The sequence below is a fragment of the Clostridioides sp. ES-S-0010-02 genome, assembly GCA_020641055.1.
Lineage (GTDB): Bacteria > Bacillota > Clostridia > Peptostreptococcales > Peptostreptococcaceae > Clostridioides.
In genome coordinates, this window is record CP067345.1 from 564,497 (window position 1) to 583,788 (window position 19,292).

Genomic DNA, 19,292 nt, shown 5'->3' on the forward strand with positions numbered 1-19,292 from the left:
AATTTGGGTACAAGTTCTCTCTTCTCCCTATACAGGATTTAAATCTCCCTCATCTTAAAAAAATAAAAATTTATATAGAATACATTTAGTCTATTAATTTTCTATATTTTCACAATTAAATATTTAATCTGATTTTTTCTATTAAAATACAATTTTACTATTGGAGATTGCCATTTTAAGAGCTATACTAAATTTAACTATCTTTTATAATATTCTTTATTTAAATTTAATTTTTTAACTACTTAAATTTAATTTCTTAATTATTTGAATATATTTTTTATATTAAATTCATTTTTCAGTTTATTTATTTTTGAAGTTTTAATATAGGGAGGCCTTAAAATGGATATATTATTGTTTGATAATGATGCTAGTTTTGGAATAAAATTAAAAGATAAGATAAACAATGTATTGTTAAAAGAGGGATTTGACAATGATATTGTAAAAACATATCGTAATGCAGAATTATTATTAAGAGATCTTGATGAAACAAATAAAGTAAGATTATTTTTTATTGGAATTAACTTCAAATATAATATTGATAACGACATATGTGATGGATTGTGGGTAGCACAACAAATCAGAGAACGTGATTATATAAGTCCTATTGTATTTCTTTCAAACTATGTAGAAATAGGTATTAGCCTTTTTAACTACAGACTTGAGGCTATGGATTTTATATTAAAAAATAGTATGGACTCAGCTGAAGGAAAAATAAAAGAATGCATTAAAACTGCTCATAAAAGATATTTTAGAGAAGTAGATTATCAAGAAAATTTTTTTACCATTTATAAAGATTTTGAACTTTGGAGAGTTTCATTTAATGATATAATTTACTTTGAAACATGTACTACACCTCATAAAATAAAAATTGTAACTATAAAAGAAGAAATTGAGATTTATAGAAGTTTAAAAGACATAGAAAACTTAGATATATGTTTATTTCGCATACATAAATCATTTGTGGTTAACAAACAACATATAATTTCTTTAAATATAAAAGAAAAGTGGTTAAAAATGAGTAATGGAGATAAATGTCCTATATCTGATAAATCTTTACAAGATGTAAAAAGACAACTTAAAATAAAAAAAGTACTAACTTAGAGATTTCGAAATAAAAGGAGATGTCTCAAAATGAACTTTTTAGTTCATGAGGCACTCTTTTTTGTATGAAATCAAATATATTTTTATCATTTCAACAATAAAAAAGAGGCTTATCTCTATTTTGAGATAGCCCCTTTTATTTTTGTAATAAAAATTAAAAGCTTTATGTTTATTAAATACAAAATTGTTTATTGTATTTAGTATAATATTTATTCCTAAAAAGTTGTTTATATTACATGAAAATGTTTATTTTATGCAAAAATAAGTATTTTTTATAGAATATAAACAACTTAAAGATAGTAGTAACACTAATTATGAAATCTAAGTAAATTTTCATATTTAAATTATATAATTTAAATATAGTTTAAAAACTATTTAAACTAATGCGAGGGGTGATTTTAAATGAAAAAAATTAGAAATTATATTTCTAGAGTATTAGTATTATGTCTTATTCTAACAAGTGTATTGTTTAGTGGTGGTACCTATGCTGAAAATTTATCTGGATATTCAACTCAAAAAGTGGCTACCACTAATTATAAAGCACCAATAGAAAGACCTGAAGATTTCCTAAAAGATAGAGAAAAAGCTAAGGAATGGGAAAGAACAGAGGCTGAGAGAGTAGAAAAGGGACTTGAAAAAGTAGAGAAAGCAGCCTTAACAGAATATAAAAAAGACCCAATAGAGATAAGTAAATATTCCAAAGAGAGAAATTATTTTTATGATTACGAAATAAAAGATAATCCTTTTGAAAAAGAATATAAAGACCTTAAAGGTGCAATATCAAAAAATAAACTAGATAAACCTATGTATGTTTATTATTTTGAATCTGCTGATAGATTTGCTTTCAATGGAGAACTTAGAAAGAATACAGAGAGTGAAATAAGTCTGGAGAAATTTAATGAATTTAAAGAAACAGTTCAAGATAGATTATTTAAACAAGATGGATTCAAAGATATATCTTTATACGAACCAAGTAAAGAAGATAGCAAACCCACTCCTTTATTTGTACATTTAAAACTACCAAAAGGCGCTGGAATGTTACCATATCAACAAAGCAATGAGTCTGTAAGTACACTAATAGAACAAGGGTATAGTGTAAAGGTTGATAAAACAGTTCGCGTAGTAATAAGTGGAAAACAGTACATAAAAGTTGAAGCATCTTTAGTAAGTACTCTTGACTTCAAAGATGAAGTAGGAAAAGGAGATGCTTGGGGAAAAGAAAATTATAGTGATTGGAGTAATAAATTAACTACTGATCAACTTGCTGATGTAAACGACTATATGCGTGGAGGATATACTGCAATTAATAGTTACTTAATATCAAATGGACCAGTAAATAACCCTGACACAGCATTAGACGCTAAAGTAAGTAATATTGAAAATGCATTGAAAAGCAAACCTATGCCATCTAATTTAACTGTATATAGACGAGCTGGTGCTCCTGAATTTGGATTAGAACTTTCATCACCTGGATATAATTTTAATTTAGAAGCAAATGTAAATGCTTTTAAAGAAAAATGGGAGGGACAAACATTAACATATCCAAACTTTGTTAGTACTAGTATAGGTAGTGTAAATATGAGTGCATTTGCAGCTAGAAAAATAGTATTACGCATCAATATACCAAAAGGTTCTCCTGGTGCTTATTTATCAGCAGTTCCTGGTTACGGTGGAGAATATGAAGTTCTTTTAAATCGTGGTAGTAAATTTAAGGTTAATAAAGTTGAAACTTATAAAGATAAATCTACTACAAAAGTAATTGTTGATGCAACATTAGTAAATTAATTTTTAATGGGTAATTCAAATATGTTTTTAATATAAGGGGGAGAAAAAATGAAAGTACAAATGAGAAACAAGAAGTTACTTAGTTTTTTAACACTTACAGCCATAGTTAGTCAAGCCTTAGCATATCCTGTATATGCACAAACTACTGTAAAACCTCAGCCTAATCAAAAAAGAGAGGTCGCAAGTGAAGAAACACTTCCAAGTAATGGACTAATGGGGTATTATTTTGCAGATGAACATTTCAAAGATTTGGAACTAATGGCTCCAATAAAAAATGGTAATTTAAAGTTTGAAGAAAAGAAAGTAGATAAACTTTTAGATAAGGATAAATCAGATGTAAAATCTATACGTTGGACAGGAAGAATAATTCCCTCTGAAGATGGTGAATATACATTGTCAACTGATAGAGATGATGTATTAATGCAAGTAGATGCTAAGGGAGATGTAGCAAACACACTTAAGGTTAATATGAAAAAAGGTAAGGAATATAAAGTTAGAATAGAATTACAAGATAAAAATATAGGGTCAATAGATAATCTATCATCACCTAAACTTTATTGGGAATCAAATGGTAATAAAACAGTTATACCTGAAGAAAACCTATTCTTAAGAGATTATTCTAAGATAGAAAAAAATGACCCATTTATTCCAAAAAATAATTTCTTTGATCCAAATTTAATGGCTGATTGGGAAGATGAGGACTTAGATACTGATAATGATAATATTCCAGATGCATATGAGAAAAATGGATATACTATTAAAGATTTAATTGCTGTTAAATGGGAAGACAGTTTTGCAGAGCAAGGATATAAAAAATATGTATCAAATTACTTAGAGCCAAATACTGCTGGAGACCCATATACAGATTATGAAAAATCTGCTGGTACATTTGATAGAGCAATAAGTAAAGAAGCAAGAGATCCATTAGTTGCTGCTTATCCAATAGTTGGAGTAGGTATGGAAAAATTAATATTATCTACAAATGATCATGTTTCTACTGACCAAGGTAAATCTGTTTCTAGATCTACTACAAACAGTAAAACTGATGCAAATACAGTTGGTGTATCTGTTACTGCTGGATATCAAAATGGATTTACAGGTAGTGTAACAGCAAATTATTCTCATACAACAGATACTTCGACTGCTGTACAAGATAGTAAAGGTGAATCTTGGAATACTGGATTACAAATAAGTAAAAGTGAATCAGCATATATAAATGCAAATGTGAGATATTATAACACAGGTACTGCACCTATGTATAAAGTAACACCAACAACAAACTTAGTGTTAGATGGAGATACATTATCAACTATTAAAGCACAAGAAAATCAAATTGGTAATAACTTGTCTCCTAATGCAACATACCCTAAAAAAGGTGTATCTCCTTTAGCACTTAATACAATGGATCAATTTAGCTCTAGATTAATACCAATAAATTATGAACAGCTTAAAAAATTAGATGCTGGAAAAGATATTAAACTAGAAACTACACAAGTAAGTGGAAATTTTGGCGTAAAAAATAGTCATGGACAAATTGTCACAGAAGGAAATAGTTGGTCAGATTATATCAGTCAAGTTGATAGCATTTCTGCATCTCTTATATTAGATACAGGAGATGGAACTTATGAAAGACGTGTTGCTGCTAAAGATTCATATGATCCTGAAGATAAAACTCCACAACTTACAGTTGGACAAGCAATTGAAAAAGCTTTTGGAGCTACTAAAAAAGATGGATTATTATATTTTAATAGAACACCAATTGATGAAAGTTGTGTTGAGCTTATATTTGATGATTACACAGCTGATACAATTAAAGAAAGATTAAAATCATTAGATGATAAAAAGATATATAATGTTAAACTTGAAAGAGGTATGAATATCCTTATAAAAACACCAACTTACTTTACTAATTTTGATGACTATAATAATTACCCTAATGCATTAAGTAATGTTGATACTAAGAATCAAGATGGCTTACAATATGCAGCAAATAAATTAAACGGAGAGACAAAAATCACAATACCTATGTCTAAATTAAAACCATATAAACGTTATGTTTTTAGTGGGTATTCAAAAGATCCTTCACTTTCTAATTCAATAACTGTGAAGGTAAAAGCAAAAGAACAACAAACAGATTATTTGGTACCAGAAAAAAATTATGAAAAATTTAGTTATGAATTTGAAACAACTGGAAAAGATTCTTCTGATGTAGAAATAACATTAACTGGAGGTGGTTCAGTATTTGTAGATAATTTATCTATTACAGAATTAAATAGTATTCCTGAAATACTTAAAGAACCAGAAGTTGAAGTTCCAACTGATCAAGAAATAATAAATGCACATAAAGAGTATGATGGAGTTATTGATACTAATATGGTCACTGGAAATGTTTTCATTAATGGACTTTATTTCAGACCTACTGATACTAATAAAGAAGCTCTTAATTATATTAATAGATATCATGTATATGCAACTCTTGAAGATTATTCTGGAAATGGAACTTATAAAGATATTGGTACTAGAGATAAAGAAATGCGTAATTATGGAGGTAATGAAAATCAACCTAAAACTAATTATATAAACTTTAGAGCTTATGATACAAATTTAGCAAATGTATTAACACATAAGCCAATGAAAATATATGCTGTAACTCCTGATAATAGAGAAATATTAGTTTATGACTTTAATAAATAAGTAGTTTTAGTTTAGTAAAATATAATCCCCAACATACAATATATATTTACCTTATAAAGTGTGATAATTAAAAAGCACCTTTATAAGGTATATTTTTAATTTTATTTTTGAGGTTTCTTAGAGAATGCATATAGATTTGTGTAAATATTATCTATTTTTATATACATTTTTATGTATTTTATTTTTATCAAACCTATCTATAAATTCATTCTTTTCTTTACTGTATCCTATAGAGATAAGGGCATAAGGTACCAGTTTTACTGGTAAGTCTAAAACTTGTCTAACTTTATTTACCACTTTATTTTTAGGAAAAACTCCTGCCCAGCAAGCAGCTAAACCTTGATTAGTAGCTTCTAATAATAAATTTTGTGTACAAGCACCTAAGTCCTGCATCCATTTACCAGGTTTTAAGAATTTCTCTCTATTTCCAAGTACTACTATACATAGTGGTGCAAATTCTATATGCTTTGCTCTATGTTGTGATTTTGATAGTTCTTTTAGTAGTTTTTTAGCATCTACTACAATAAATTCCCACGGTTGAGCGTTTTTTGATGAAGGTGCTTGCATAGCTGATTTTAATATTTCAGTTATTTTATCTTCTTCTACATTTTTATCTATATATGTTCTTATTGAACGTCTATTTTTTATAACTTCTAACATATAGACTCTCCTTTTAATAAAATTGTTTATACTTATATAATATCATTATTTTAAACTTCATTTATAAATTATATAAAAAATAAATTAGTTTCTAGCAAGTAAAGAATAAATTATAAACTTGAATAAGAAATAATGACAAAAGAAGATATTATAAATTTAAAATTATAGGTGAAAATAATTAGAAGAATGAAAATATAAATTAAGAAATAATGTATATTTTAGTTTATATATTAAGTTATTTTAAAAATGAAATAGAATTTAATATATTGAAAGCCTTTGTACTATCAATAAATATTGTGTATTTTGAACTTGAGATTTATTTTTTTATACAAAAAAGGGTGTAGCACTATTTTCTAGTGCGACAGCCCCTTAATTGTTCTAAATTTTTTTTAATAGTAACTATTATCTAGGAGATAGCTTCACAATATATTTATTTTTAAATATAAGATATCTATATGTTAATGTGTACTACTTTTTTTGTTATTATCTTCATCTTCTGAGCAAGAATTAGTACATGGACATCCAGAACAACCAGAACATCCACTACAGCCACTTCCATTTTTGGTAGATTTAAATTTATTAAACAAAATTAAAAATGCAAGAACTATGATTATTCCGCCGATTAAAGCCTCCATTATTGAATTTCCCATAAATAATACTCCGCCAATACTTTTAACTATAAAAGCCATTATCCATGCTAATATAAACTGATATGCAAATGATGTAAACATCATTTTATTTCCATATTCTTTTTTCATAGTTGCAAGAGCAGCTATACATGGAGTATATAGAGCTGTAAATATTAAGAATGTATATGCAGTAACACCATTAAATATTGTTGGTAATACAACAGTCAAATTACCATATAGTATATTCAAAGAGTTTACCACGATTTCTTTTGCTCCAAGACCACTTAAGATAGCAACTGAAGTTCTCCAGTCATCAAAACCAAGAGGTTTAAATATAGGAGATATAATATGACCTATAGTAGCTAAAAAGCTTACATTTATATCTTCTGTAAATCCAAATACATTAAATGAAGAAAGTCCCCAAATAACAACTGACATTGCAAACATTACAGTAACTACTCTTATTAAAAAACCTTTTGATTTATTCCAAGTATTTTTAATAAGTGCGTCTATAGTAGGTATTCTATATTCTGGTAACTCTAATATAAATGGTTCAGCCTCTGTCTTAAAAGCTGTTTTATTTAAAACTAGTGCAACCACAATTGCCATAATGATACCGACCAAGTATAATGATGTAGTTACTAAAGCAGCATTGTGTGGGAAAAATATAGCTACAAATAATGCATATATAGGTAGCTTTGCTCCACAAGTCATAAGTGGTGCAATAAGAGCTGTAACTCTTCTGTCTTTTTCACTTTCTAGTGTTCTAGTTGCCATTATAGCAGGAGAAGAACATCCCATACCCATAACTATGGGTATAAAAGCTTTACCAGATAGACCAACCTTTCTCATAACTTTATCCATCAAAAATGCTGTTCTTGACATATATCCACTATCTTCAAATAGAGATATACCAAAGAATAATGTAAATATTAAAGGGAAGAATGGTAAAGTACCACCAACACCTCCAATTATTCCATCAACAATAAGTGATTTAAACCATGGGCTAGAGTTAGCTAACATATCACTAACGGGTGTAGAGATATAAGCTTCTATAAGGCCTGCAAAGCCCTCTTGAAGTGGGCCTCCAACCCAATCAAAGGTGAACTTAAATAAAAGAAACAATACACCAATAAATATTGGATAGGCTAATATAGGATTTAAAACTATATTGTCTATTTTATCACTGATAGATTTTTTGTGTGTATATGTAGTCTTTGTACATCTTGATAAGATAGATTCTAACTTCTTATACGTTTCTGTTTCGCTTCCAAAGTCTGTTCGATATTTAAATGATTTTTTAGTAGCATCTTTAATTTCTGATTCTATTTTTTCTACGCCATCTTTCTTTTTTGCGATGATTGGAACAACAATTACTCCAAGTTCTTCACTTAATTTTTTATCATCTATATTAACACCCTTAGATTCTGCAATATCTAACATGTTAAGCAGTATAACGATAGGTTTATTAAATTGCATAAGTTGAGTTGTTAAGTAGAGATTTCTTGATAAGTTAGAAGCATCTACTACATTCACTATTACATCAACATCTTCATTTTCTAAATATGACTTAGAAACCTTTTCTTCATTTGAGAAAGTATCCATTGCATATATACCAGGTAAATCTACAACCTTTATTTCTTTCCCAATAAATCCTTCTTTTTTCTCAATAGTAACACCAGGCCAGTTACCAACATACTGATTTGAGCCTGTAAGCAGGTTAAAAACAGTAGTCTTACCAACATTTGGGTTTCCTAATAATGCTACATTAATCACAGGTAGCTCCTCCTCTATTATTGTAAAGAAATATTTTTAGCATCAGATTTTCTAATAGCTAAGTCAAATCCTCTAAATCTAATTATAATTGGGTCTCCAAATGGAGCAACTTTTTTAACTTCTATTTCAGTACTATTTATACATCCAAGTGCAAGTAATCTTTTAGATAATTTAATATCTCCATCTATATTATTAATAAGTCCTTTTTCTCCTATTTTCAAATCGTAAACAGTCATTATTAACACCTCCTAATGAAATTCATTATCATTAAAATTGTAACAAGTATGATACAAAAAGTCAAGGATTATAGGGGGAATTACAAGTTCAAATTGATGATATTTACTTTAAATATATTATAGAATATTTTAGTCTAAATTAGGTGTTTTTATATATTTTGTATTATAATGTAATATGATATATAAAATTTGGAGGAATTAACTTAATGAAAACTAGAAAAATGACATTTTTAGGTCTTATGATAGGATACAGTTTAGCCTTATATGTACTAGAGACATATATACCAAACCCTCTTATAATTATATTTCCAGGAGCAAAATTGGGTTTGAGTAATATTATAACTTTAATTTCATTAATGTTGTTAGGTGTCAGAGATACTGTTATAATTGTTACTATCAGGGTAATTTTGTCATCAATATTTGCAGGTCCTCTATCTTATCTTTTATTTAGCATAGGAGGAGCTTATTTGAGCCTTTTATTTATGTATTTAGCAAGTAAAATAAAGGGATTATCAATGATAGGAATAAGTATTTTAGGGGCAATAGGGCATAATATAGGTCAATTAATAGTTGCAAGTTTAATAATAGAAAATATACTTGCTATAGGATACTTGCCATTTATGTTAATGGCATCATTAGTAACGGGTATGTTTGTAGGATTAGTATCTAGGTATACGGTGCCCAAATTAAAGCATTTTTATAGTAAGTTTTATTGACATAATATTGACAAAATATAATATTGTTTGATAAAATGTATATAAAAATATACAAATTTGTAATAGTGGTGATTATTATGGCGAACAATGAATTAGAAGCGTTAAAAAATGAAATTGAAGCAGTTAGGGAAGAGATAAATACATACATAGAATATCCAGAAATATTTCAAGAAGAGCTCGTAGAATCAAGTAAGAAAATAGATATATTAATAAATAAATACATGTACTTAAGCAAATAGCCCACAGTTGTGGGTTTTTTTGTATTAAAAATTAACAGATATTACTATTTATCATATACTAATAATAATATTAATGTATAAGATGTTATTTCTGATATAGAAATTATCTGTATGATATGATGTAGAAGTTATTTATATGATATAAATTATAATTGGGTCAGGAGGTTTTATATTATGGGCGATATAGGAACTAAGGAGATAGCAATAAGATTATTATTAGCATTAGTTATAGGAGGAATAATAGGACTAGAGAGAGAAAAGATAAGGCAATTTGCAGGATTTAGAACACATATATTAATAGCAATAGGTTCTTGTATTACCTCAATAACTTCAATCCAGTTATTGTCTGACTATAGTTTATATACAAATGCTGACCCAGCAAGAATGCCTGCTCAAGTGTTGTCTGGAATTGGTTTTTTAGGTGCAGGAGCAATTCTAAAGAACAAAGGTGGAGTGAAGGGGCTTACTACAGCCGCTGGGATGTGGGCAACTGCATGTATTGGTATAGCGGTTGGTTATGGTTATTATGAGCTAGCAATTTTAGGATGGTTGTTCGTAATGATAGCATTATTTGTGCTTAGGATACTAAATACGTTTCTATTTAGTCAAGAAAAAAATGTATTGATATTAAAAATAAATAATTTAGATTCAATACCTTTTTTATATGATAAATTTGAAAAAAATCAACTTATTGTAAGGAATATGGAAATAGAATGTCGTAGTGAAGAATATTGGAAAGTAAACTTTTTTATATCTTATGATAAGAGAATACACTTACATGATGTTATGAAAGAAATAAATATGATAGAAGGAGTAATAAATGTAGATTATTTGGACTAAAATATATACAATATATTTTGTAAAGTAAATAAAATATAAAAATGAATTAAAATAGAGGTGTATAATATGGGAACTGATAGAAGTACGATAGAAGAAAAATACAAATGGAAAATAGATAAGATGTACTCTACTAAAGAAGATATTGAAAAAGACATAAGTAAAGTAAAAAATCTTATTCAAGAAGTAAAAGAATACAAAGGTAAATTTTCTGAGAGTAAGGAAAATTTATACAAAGTATTAAGTATCTCTGAAAATGCATCTAGAATCATCCAGAATCTATATGTATATACTCATATGAAACAACATGAAGATACTAGAATCAATGATAATCAAGGAAGAGCCACTAAGACAGAAATGTTATCAACTGATTTAGGAGTGGCTACTTCTTATATAGTTCCAGAGATACTGTCCATAGAAGAAGACAGATTAAATGAATATTTGAAGGATGAGAAGTTATCATTTTATACAAAATATATAAAAGATATATTGAGAGATAAGCCTCATACTTTGAGTGAAAAAGAAGAAGAGATACTTGCAGCTACATCTGAATTATCAACAGTTCCAGAAAATGTATATGATATGTTAGCATATGCAGATATGGAATTTCCTGAGATAGAGGATGAAAAAGGTAATAAGGTTAAACTTTCACATTCAAACTATTCTCTATTTATAAAAAGTAAAAATGGAAGAGTTAGAAAAGAAGCTTTTGAAGGAGAATTTTCTACTTATGGAAAATATAAAAACACATTTGCTTCAACACTTTATGGTGGAATAAAGTCAGAGATATTTTATGCAAAAACTAGAAAATATAATTCAGCAATAGAAGCATCGCTATTTTCAGATGATGTAAGCCTAGAGGTTTATAATAATCTTATATCAGCAATAGATGAAAGTATTCCTACTTTGAATAAGTATGTTGAACTTAAAAAGAAGTTCTTGGGATTAAATGAAATACACATGTATGACTTATATGTTCCTCTAACTGATAAATTTGATATGGATATACCTTATGAAAAAGCACAGAGCATTATATTAGAGGCACTTAAGCCTTTAGGAGAAGAATACTTAAAAGTTATAAAAAATGCATTTGAAGAAGGTTGGATTGATGTATATGATAATGAAGGTAAAAAAGGAGGAGCTTACTCTTGGGGAAGCTATGATTCACATCCTTATATATTAATGAGTTATAAAAATGACCTTAACTCTCTATTTACATTAATTCATGAATTAGGTCATTCTGTCCATAGCCATTATTCGAGAACAAGTCAGCCATTTTTATATTCAGATTATAAAATATTTGTTGCAGAAGTTGCATCTACATTAAATGAATTACTTCTTATAAATTATTTATTAGAAAATTCTAAGTCTAAAGATGAAACTATATATCTATTAAATTATTATTTAGAGCAATTTAGGACTACTGTTTATAGACAAACTATGTTTGCTGAATTTGAAAAAATTGTACATGAAAGAGTAGAAAGTGGAGAGCCACTTACTGCTGATGAATTTACTGATATATACTATAAATTAAATGAGAAGTATTATGGAAAATCTGCAATAGTAGATGAGCAAATAGGGATAGAGTGGGCAAGAATTCCACATTTTTATTCAAATTTCTATGTGTATAAGTATGCTACAGGATTTTCTGCTGCAAGTGCATTAAGTCAACAGATACTTTCAGAAGGTAGTAAAGCTGTAGATAGATATATAAACTTCTTAAAAAGTGGAGGGTCAGAGTATCCTTTAGAACAATTGAAATCTGCTGGTGTAGATATGACGAAAAAACAATCTATAGAAGAAGCTTTAAATGTGTTTGCTAGTTTGGTTAATAAATTAGAAAAAGAATTATAAAATATGATAAATTAATAGCTTAGATGAAAAATTATAAGAATATTATATGATGTATTATACTAGTGTTGATTGGAAAACACTTAAAAAAATTAATCTAATTTTAAATATACTATATAAAATTAAATTTTTACATGTATTTAACAATATTTACATTTACTTAACCTCGCTCTAATATTCACTTAACAAAAAATATGTATTATTAAAATATAGCAAATATGAAAACAAAAAAATTAAAATATAAGCGGGGGTAAGTAAAATGTTCAAAAAGAAAATAGGAGTTCTTTTAGCTAGTACAATGTTGGTTGGAGTCTTAGCAGTAGGATGTGGTTCTGACTCTGGAGGTTCAGGAGATTCAAATAAAGTTTCTGTTTCAGGTTCAACTTCAATAGGGCCTCTTATGGAAACTATTGGAGAGAAGTTTCAGGAAAAAAATCAAGGTGTTAGTGTAGAAGTACAACAAATTGGTTCTTCTGGAGGTATAAAAAATGCAATAGAAGGAACGTCTGAAATAGGTATGAGTTCAAGAGATTTAAAAGATGAAGAAAAAAGTGCTGGATTAAAGGAAACTAAGATAGCAATAGACGGTATAGCATTAATAACTAATAAAGACAACCCAGTAAAAAATCTTACAATGGACCAAATAAAAGGTATATACACAGGAAAGATAACTAACTGGAAAGAAGTTAACGGAAATGATGAACCAATAGTAATAGTATCAAGAGAAGAAGGTTCAGGAACTAGAGATGGATTCCAAGAAATTGTAGGATTCAAGTCAGAAGAATTGACTAAAGATGCACAAATAAGTGATGGTTCAGGAAATATAAAAACTACAGTTGAAGGAAATAAAAATGCTATAGGATATATATCATTTGGATATGTTGATGAGAAAGTAAATAGTTTAAAAGTAAATGATGTTGATGCAACTGATGCCAATGTAATAGCTAATAAATATCCAATATCAAGACCATTTATATTAGTTAATAAAGAAGATAAATTATCAGAAAAAGGTAAGGCTTTGATAGACTATATATTGAGTGATGAAGGACAAGCACTTGTTTCAGAAAAAGGATTCATTAAAGTTAATCAATAAGATAAAGCTAATTATTAAGATAAAAACTTAACATAAAAAAATATATGATACCCTGCAAAGTCAGCTTATAAAAATGCTACTATAACTTGCAGGGTATTGTCTATTATTGATGATAGAAATATAAACATTTTTAAATAAAAAATATATATAGTTAGTACATTATATTTAAAAAATATGTAAATATTGACAAGATAATATTACAATGTTAGAATAGAAATGAAATTTATCAGAACAATTTAAACAAGTTTAATGAAAATATTTTAGAAACTGAGAAGTATATCTTATTATTGGGCATCTAGAGGTATATGGAGTTAGTGGTGCAACCGGCTATGAATATAATTTTATATTACATAGCCTTTTTTTTGTTTTAAATTTAACATAGTTGATATGAAATTTGAAAATTATAAGCTTTAATAACTTTACTTATATATATAAATGGCTATATTTAGCCAAAGTAGCCCTTTGTTGGAAAAGGGAAATTTTTTAAAAAATATAATGCAATTATAACGAAGATATAATAATTTTATAATCAATTAAAATACATAATATAATTTTTTTATAACAATGTACTTACCAAAATAATACAATTTATTTTATATTATAACCATATAAATCGTATAAATCAATACTCAAACTGGCTAATGGACAAGTTTCTATAAATATCGTATATATATGAGATATAATGATTTTAAGTTCCATTTTCCAACAATCGGAGACTTTGATTAGTATTTAATAATGAATGCTTAATATTTAAGACAATGTTCAAGAATTATTCAAAAATACTTAAGTTTTATAGTCTAGTTTGTAAAGATATTATAAAATAATAATATTAGTTAGATAAGAGGTAAAACATTATAATTTGTAATACTTATAACTTTAGATTATGATTAAAATATTTTTGAATGGAGTGGTGTAATGTATAACTTATTAGTTGTAGATGATGATGTTGATATTTTAAACATAAATCAAATTTATTTTTCTAACATAGGTTTTAACGTATACACAGCAGAGACTGCTAAACGTGCAATGAAGATAGTAGAAAGTATAGTTTTAGACTGTATAATACTAGATATTGCACTACCAGATTCAGATGGATATAAAATATGTAATTCTATAAAAGAAAAGGTTAACATACCTATAATATTTTTATCTAATTATGAACATGAAGAGGAAAGAGTTCAAGGTTTTTTGTCTGGAGGAGATGATTATATAACAAAGCCATATAGCTTAAAAGAACTTGAACTTAGAATCTATGCTCGAATGAGGCAATATAAAAACATTACATCAGTTCCTAATGTGTTAAAGTTTTCATCCCTAGTAATAAATGTAAATTCAAGAAAAGTAACCTTTGATGAAAAGGGTATTGACTTAACCACCATGGAGTTTGAAATCCTATTATTTTTAGCTGAAAATAAAGAACAAGTATTTTCAAAAATAGAGATATATAATCAAGTTTGGAAAATGCCTGATGTTGGAGATCAACATACTGTACAAGTTCATATTGCACAGATGAGGAAAAAAATTAATTCTTTAAGCAGAGAGCATCAATATATTCAAACCGTGTGGGGTAAAGGATATAAGTTTGTACCATAAGCAAGATAATGTAAGCAATAAATAGTTCTTATTTTATCATTTAATATTACTACAAAAGAAAGAGATGTGGTTAATGCAATGAAAAAGTCTAATGTACTAAAAGGAACTCTCATTGTATTGATAGTCTCTCTGTTGGCAATAATAGGATTAAATTTTCTTTATAAATATGATAATAAATATACATATAAGTCTATTAGAGCAAGTGATGGAATTTTAACTATAGATGAGGATACTTTTTCTAAAAATAAACTTGTTTTTCTAATAGATGATTGGGAATTTTATAACCATAAGATATTTAAGCCAAAAGATTTTAGAGAGAAAGATATAAAACCAGAATATATTTTTATAGGACAATATCCAGATTTTTCCATGAGAAAAGAAAAACAATCGCCATATGGAAATGCAACTTATCGCATGAGGATAAAAAATGAAGGTAAAGACAAAGTACTAAGCCTAGAACTTCCAGAAATCTTTTGTTCAAGTGAAGTTTGGATAAATGGTGAAATAGTCTCTAAGTTAGGAGATATAGGTACAGAAAGATATAGACCTAAAATTAAAAACACAGTAGTAAGTTTTGTTGCAAAGAAAGATACAGAAATTATAATCAATGTGTCCAATTTCTCACATTATTATAGCGGTTTGTATTATCCACCTGCATTAGGAAAAACAAAAGATGTAAGTAATATGATATTTTATAGATTAGTTTTTTATAGTGTTATTTGTTTTACAACTATTGCAATAGCTATATTTTCTCTAGCTGTTTGGGTACTTTCAAAACAAAGCAAGCTATATTTATACTTTGGATGTATGTGTATTTTTTTTGCTATACACGTGTCATATCCTTTTATACATTTAATGGGGCTTCCTTTAGTGAACTTTACATATGCAGTTGAAGATTCATCATACTTTATAGCAGTTTTATGTATTATTTGTATAAATGGAAATATATCCAAAATTGAAAGAAATAAAGTATATAGATTTTTAATTTTACCATTAGGAATTACTATGTGTATCATATCCATTGTGATACCAGTTATTCTTCTTCCATATGATATATACTTTGTTAATATCTATGGAAAATTAATAGACATATATAAATATGTTGTATTTATTTATATATTGATGTCTTCAATAGTTTCAATTTATAAAAAAACATACTTTGAGCAATTAAGCTCCTATATTTTAGTTTCAGCAAACATAGTGTTTGGTGTCAGTATATTATTTGATGTAGTGACTAGTAATAGGTTTGAACCTATATTTACAGGATGGCAAACAGAATACTGTGGTTTTTTAATAGTTATTTTATTTTCTATTATGATGATAAATAGAAATAGAATAATAATAAAAGAAAATGAAAAACTCACACAAAATCTTGAGCATGAAGTTGAAGTAAGAACTAATGAACTTACAACACTATTAAATGAACGTAAAAAATTCTTGGCAGATGTAGCACATGATTTAAAGGCACCTGTTTCAGCTATACAGGCATTTATAGATTTAATAAAGGTGGGGAATATTCATGTAGATGAGGAGACAAGAACCTATCTTTATGCAATAAACCAAAAATCAAATGAAGTTCAAAATAGAGTACGTAGTTTACAAGAATTTACATTACAAGATAAAAAAATTGGTCTTAGTGAAAAAATATGTCTGAATGATTTTATTAAAGAGGTATATGAAAATAATTTACCAGATACACAAGCATGTGGTGTAAATTTTGAAGTTTATATATTAGATAAAAAAATATATGCAAAAGTAAATAAAGAAAGATTGGCTAGAGCATTTGAAAATTTAATTTATAATGCTTTGAGCTTTACTTCATTTGATGGGAAAATAATTTTGTCAGTGAATAAAGAAGATGGATTTGCAATTATTAAAATTTCTGATAATGGTAAAGGTATACCAGCAGAAAATATACCAAAGATATTTGACCGATTCTTTACAGAAAGGGACAATAGTACTTCAAAAGGTCAAGGGTTAGGATTATATATTGTTAAATCCATTATAAGAGAGCATGATGGAGAGATTTTTGTAGATTCAGAGTTGGGAAAAGGAACTGTTTTTACAATAAAATTAAGTTTATGTTTTTTATAATAAATAGTTATTTAATATAAAAGAATAATGATATTTAGGAGTGATTATAATGCAAACTAAGATATTAATAATAGATGGAGACAAGAATAATTGCCAGGAATTAAAAAATTTCTTGGAGCAAAAAGGAATAAATGTAGATTTGGCGTATAACTGTGAAGAAGCTATTGGAAAAATATTTAGCAATAAATATGATTTGATATTTTTAGAAATAATCTTAACTGATGGTGATGGATGGACTTTATGTAAAAAGATTAGAAATGTAACTACGTGTCCGATTGTTTATATGACTTATATAAATGAAGACCAAAGTATTTTAAATGCTTTAAATTCTGGTGGTGATGATTATTTAATCAAACCTTTAAATTTGGAAATACTATATGCAAAGGTAAAAGCAATTTTAAGAAGAGTAAATTCATATATAAATAACAATGAAAGTAATACAAGATTAGAAGAATACAATAGAACAAGTGGAGTAATAAAATTAGAAGATAAAATAATAAAATTAACTCCAACAGAAAATAAGTTGTTGAACTATTTTATAGAGAATCCAGAAAAGACCTTAACTACCAAAGAGATATATGAACATGTATGGTTAAATGATTATCTAGAGGATAATTATAGTGTAGTAGTTGCAGTGAACGGACTGAGAAAGAAAATAGAGAAAGATTACAAAAATCCTCAAAAAATCATAACAATAAGAGGAGCAGGGTATTACTTTAATAAGGAATAATAAATATATAGATTATAAAAGGTTAAATCTAGTTAACAAATTTTAATAGCAGATATAAATAATAAATTACGTGTAGTACGTATTATTACTTATATCTGCTATTTTATTGTTGCCAAATATAGTTAAATTGTAAAGTAAATGTCAAATATAGTCCAAAAAGTAAAATTAATGTTAAAAAAGTGAATATAATTTTACACTTGTTTAACTTAAACCTAATATAGATTTAACTTAAAAAAAGTAGAATAAAAATATAGAAAATTTAATGATAACGAACTTATAAAAATTTAAATTTTAAATACAGAACGAAAATAAATAGGTATATTTTAAATGGGAGGATATTATGATAGTAAAATCTAGGTTAGTAGGTTTAGAAAAAAATGACAATAATGGAAATAAGACTAAATATATAGTTGAAAAAGTAGCAAAAAATATATTTCTATTAAGTGCTTTAGTAGCAGTTGCAAGTTTACTTTTGATAATAGGATTTGTATTTTATAAAGGGTTAAGACCTTTTATATTTGAGGGATACTCATTTATAGATTTTTTAACAGGTGCGGATTGGGTTCCTTCAGCTAATAAGTTTGGAATATCATCTATGATAGCAGCATCAATAGTTGCTACAATTGGTGCACTTGTAATAGGAGTACCAATTGGAATATTAACATCTATATTTATAGCAGAAGTAGCACCTAAAAGATTAGCAAAAATAATGTCACCAGCAGTTGAACTTCTGGCAGGTATACCTTCAGTACTATATGGGGTGTTTGGCCTTGCAGTAATAGTTCCAATGATACAAAGTATATTTAATCTTCCAAAAGGACAGAGTTTATTAGCAATAATAATAGTATTAGCAGTAATGATGCTTCCAACAATAATATCTGTATCAGAAACAGCTATAAGAGCAGTACCAAAAGCATATAAAGAGGGTTCATTAGCACTTGGTGCATCAAAAATAGAAACAATATTTAAAGTTGTATTACCAGCTGCAAAGTCTGGAGTATTAGCAGCAGTAGTACTAGGCGTAGGAAGAGCTTTAGGAGAGACAATGGCAGTAATACTTGTTGCAGGAAATTCACCAGTTATGCCAACTTCTATAACAGATAGTGTAAGACCACTTACAACTAATATAGCACTTGAAATGGGATATGCATTTGGGACACATCAAGAAATGTTATTTGCAACTGGAGTAGTATTGTTTACATTTATATTAATTTTAAACTTAGTTTTAAATAAACTTTCAAATAAGGCGGTAAATTAA

The 19,292-nt window shown here is 27.3% G+C and carries 15 protein-coding genes and 1 riboswitch; of the genes, 12 read left to right on the forward strand and 3 right to left on the reverse strand.

From position 1 onward, the window contains the following. Nucleotides 1-339: 339 nt before the first annotated feature. The 3 genes from JJC01_03070 (at nucleotide 340) to JJC01_03080 (ending at nucleotide 5,580) form a co-directional block, all read left to right on the forward strand. Entirely contained in the window at nucleotides 340-1,101 is a 762-nt protein-coding gene (locus JJC01_03070; GenBank protein ID UDN58863.1) for a response regulator transcription factor, read from the forward strand. A gap of 402 nt (nucleotides 1,102-1,503) precedes the next feature. After that, entirely contained in the window at nucleotides 1,504-2,886 is a 1,383-nt protein-coding gene (locus tag JJC01_03075; GenBank protein ID UDN58864.1) for an iota toxin protein Ia, read from the forward strand. A 48-nt stretch (nucleotides 2,887-2,934) separates the two neighbouring features. Then, on the forward strand, nucleotides 2,935-5,580 hold the full coding sequence (locus tag JJC01_03080) for an iota toxin protein Ib (GenBank protein ID UDN58865.1): 2,646 nt from the start codon (nucleotides 2,935-2,937) through the stop codon (nucleotides 5,578-5,580). A 147-nt stretch (nucleotides 5,581-5,727) separates the two neighbouring features. On the opposite strand, the gene JJC01_03085 is transcribed toward JJC01_03080, so the two are convergent. From JJC01_03085 to JJC01_03095, 3 genes are all read right to left on the reverse strand, one after another. After that, nucleotides 5,728-6,240, reverse strand: coding sequence for a nitroreductase family protein (locus tag JJC01_03085; GenBank protein ID UDN58866.1), 513 nt, complete (start codon nucleotides 6,238-6,240; stop codon nucleotides 5,728-5,730). Nucleotides 6,241-6,698: 458 nt separating this feature from the next. Continuing rightward, nucleotides 6,699-8,645 (reverse strand): ferrous iron transport protein B, encoded by a 1,947-nt coding sequence (feoB, locus tag JJC01_03090; GenBank protein UDN58867.1) that lies wholly within the window; start codon nucleotides 8,643-8,645, stop codon nucleotides 6,699-6,701. 17 nt (nucleotides 8,646-8,662) lie between these two features. Beyond that, the gene (locus JJC01_03095) at nucleotides 8,663-8,881 is read right to left on the reverse strand and encodes a ferrous iron transport protein A (protein UDN58868.1); all 219 of its coding nucleotides are present in this window, start codon (nucleotides 8,879-8,881) and stop codon (nucleotides 8,663-8,665) included. 206 nt (nucleotides 8,882-9,087) lie between these two features. Between JJC01_03095 and JJC01_03100 the strand changes: the two genes are divergently transcribed. The 9 genes from JJC01_03100 to pstC all read left to right on the forward strand — a co-directional run bounded on the left by JJC01_03100 (nucleotide 9,088) and on the right by pstC (nucleotide 19,292). After that, nucleotides 9,088-9,597 carry a Gx transporter family protein gene (locus JJC01_03100; protein ID UDN58869.1) on the forward strand — a complete coding sequence of 170 codons (510 nt, stop codon included), beginning with the start codon at nucleotides 9,088-9,090 and terminating at the stop codon, nucleotides 9,595-9,597. A gap of 77 nt (nucleotides 9,598-9,674) precedes the next feature. Beyond that, nucleotides 9,675-9,836, forward strand: coding sequence for an aspartyl-phosphate phosphatase Spo0E family protein (locus JJC01_03105; GenBank protein ID UDN58870.1), 162 nt, complete (start codon nucleotides 9,675-9,677; stop codon nucleotides 9,834-9,836). A gap of 174 nt (nucleotides 9,837-10,010) precedes the next feature. Further along, nucleotides 10,011-10,676 carry an MgtC/SapB family protein gene (locus tag JJC01_03110; protein UDN58871.1) on the forward strand — a complete coding sequence of 222 codons (666 nt, stop codon included), beginning with the start codon at nucleotides 10,011-10,013 and terminating at the stop codon, nucleotides 10,674-10,676. 66 nt (nucleotides 10,677-10,742) lie between these two features. Then, on the forward strand, nucleotides 10,743-12,527 hold the full coding sequence (gene pepF, locus JJC01_03115) for an oligoendopeptidase F (GenBank protein ID UDN58872.1): 1,785 nt from the start codon (nucleotides 10,743-10,745) through the stop codon (nucleotides 12,525-12,527). Nucleotides 12,528-12,783: 256 nt separating this feature from the next. After that, nucleotides 12,784-13,617, forward strand: a complete 834-nt coding sequence (locus tag JJC01_03120) for a phosphate ABC transporter substrate-binding protein (GenBank protein UDN58873.1) — start codon at nucleotides 12,784-12,786, stop codon at nucleotides 13,615-13,617. Nucleotides 13,618-13,871: 254 nt separating this feature from the next. After that, a riboswitch (cyclic di-GMP riboswitch) is annotated at nucleotides 13,872-13,955 on the forward strand. 577 nt (nucleotides 13,956-14,532) lie between these two features. Next, nucleotides 14,533-15,210 carry a response regulator transcription factor gene (locus JJC01_03125; GenBank protein UDN58874.1) on the forward strand — a complete coding sequence of 226 codons (678 nt, stop codon included), beginning with the start codon at nucleotides 14,533-14,535 and terminating at the stop codon, nucleotides 15,208-15,210. A gap of 78 nt (nucleotides 15,211-15,288) precedes the next feature. Beyond that, nucleotides 15,289-17,304, forward strand: a complete 2,016-nt coding sequence (locus JJC01_03130; protein ID UDN58875.1) for a histidine kinase — start codon at nucleotides 15,289-15,291, stop codon at nucleotides 17,302-17,304. A 49-nt stretch (nucleotides 17,305-17,353) separates the two neighbouring features. Further along, complete coding sequence (locus tag JJC01_03135; protein ID UDN58876.1) at nucleotides 17,354-18,034, forward strand: response regulator transcription factor; 681 nt, start codon at nucleotides 17,354-17,356, stop codon at nucleotides 18,032-18,034. 340 nt (nucleotides 18,035-18,374) lie between these two features. Further along, nucleotides 18,375-19,292, forward strand: coding sequence for a phosphate ABC transporter permease subunit PstC (gene pstC / locus JJC01_03140; GenBank protein UDN58877.1), 918 nt, complete (start codon nucleotides 18,375-18,377; stop codon nucleotides 19,290-19,292).

Coding starts and splice junctions, on each gene's coding strand:
- JJC01_03085 (UDN58866.1), bottom strand. CDS start 6,240: ATGTTAGAAGTTATAAAAAATAGACGTTCAATAAGAACATATATAGAT.
- pepF (UDN58872.1), top strand. CDS start 10,743: ATGGGAACTGATAGAAGTACGATAGAAGAAAAATACAAATGGAAAATA.
- JJC01_03075 (UDN58864.1), top strand. CDS start 1,504: ATGAAAAAAATTAGAAATTATATTTCTAGAGTATTAGTATTATGTCTT.
- JJC01_03080 (UDN58865.1), top strand. CDS start 2,935: ATGAAAGTACAAATGAGAAACAAGAAGTTACTTAGTTTTTTAACACTT.
- JJC01_03125 (UDN58874.1), top strand. CDS start 14,533: ATGTATAACTTATTAGTTGTAGATGATGATGTTGATATTTTAAACATA.
- JJC01_03110 (UDN58871.1), top strand. CDS start 10,011: ATGGGCGATATAGGAACTAAGGAGATAGCAATAAGATTATTATTAGCA.
- pstC (UDN58877.1), top strand. CDS start 18,375: ATGATAGTAAAATCTAGGTTAGTAGGTTTAGAAAAAAATGACAATAAT.
- JJC01_03070 (UDN58863.1), top strand. CDS start 340: ATGGATATATTATTGTTTGATAATGATGCTAGTTTTGGAATAAAATTA.
- JJC01_03135 (UDN58876.1), top strand. CDS start 17,354: ATGCAAACTAAGATATTAATAATAGATGGAGACAAGAATAATTGCCAG.
- JJC01_03120 (UDN58873.1), top strand. CDS start 12,784: ATGTTCAAAAAGAAAATAGGAGTTCTTTTAGCTAGTACAATGTTGGTT.
- JJC01_03100 (UDN58869.1), top strand. CDS start 9,088: ATGAAAACTAGAAAAATGACATTTTTAGGTCTTATGATAGGATACAGT.
- JJC01_03105 (UDN58870.1), top strand. CDS start 9,675: ATGGCGAACAATGAATTAGAAGCGTTAAAAAATGAAATTGAAGCAGTT.
- JJC01_03130 (UDN58875.1), top strand. CDS start 15,289: ATGAAAAAGTCTAATGTACTAAAAGGAACTCTCATTGTATTGATAGTC.
- JJC01_03095 (UDN58868.1), bottom strand. CDS start 8,881: ATGACTGTTTACGATTTGAAAATAGGAGAAAAAGGACTTATTAATAAT.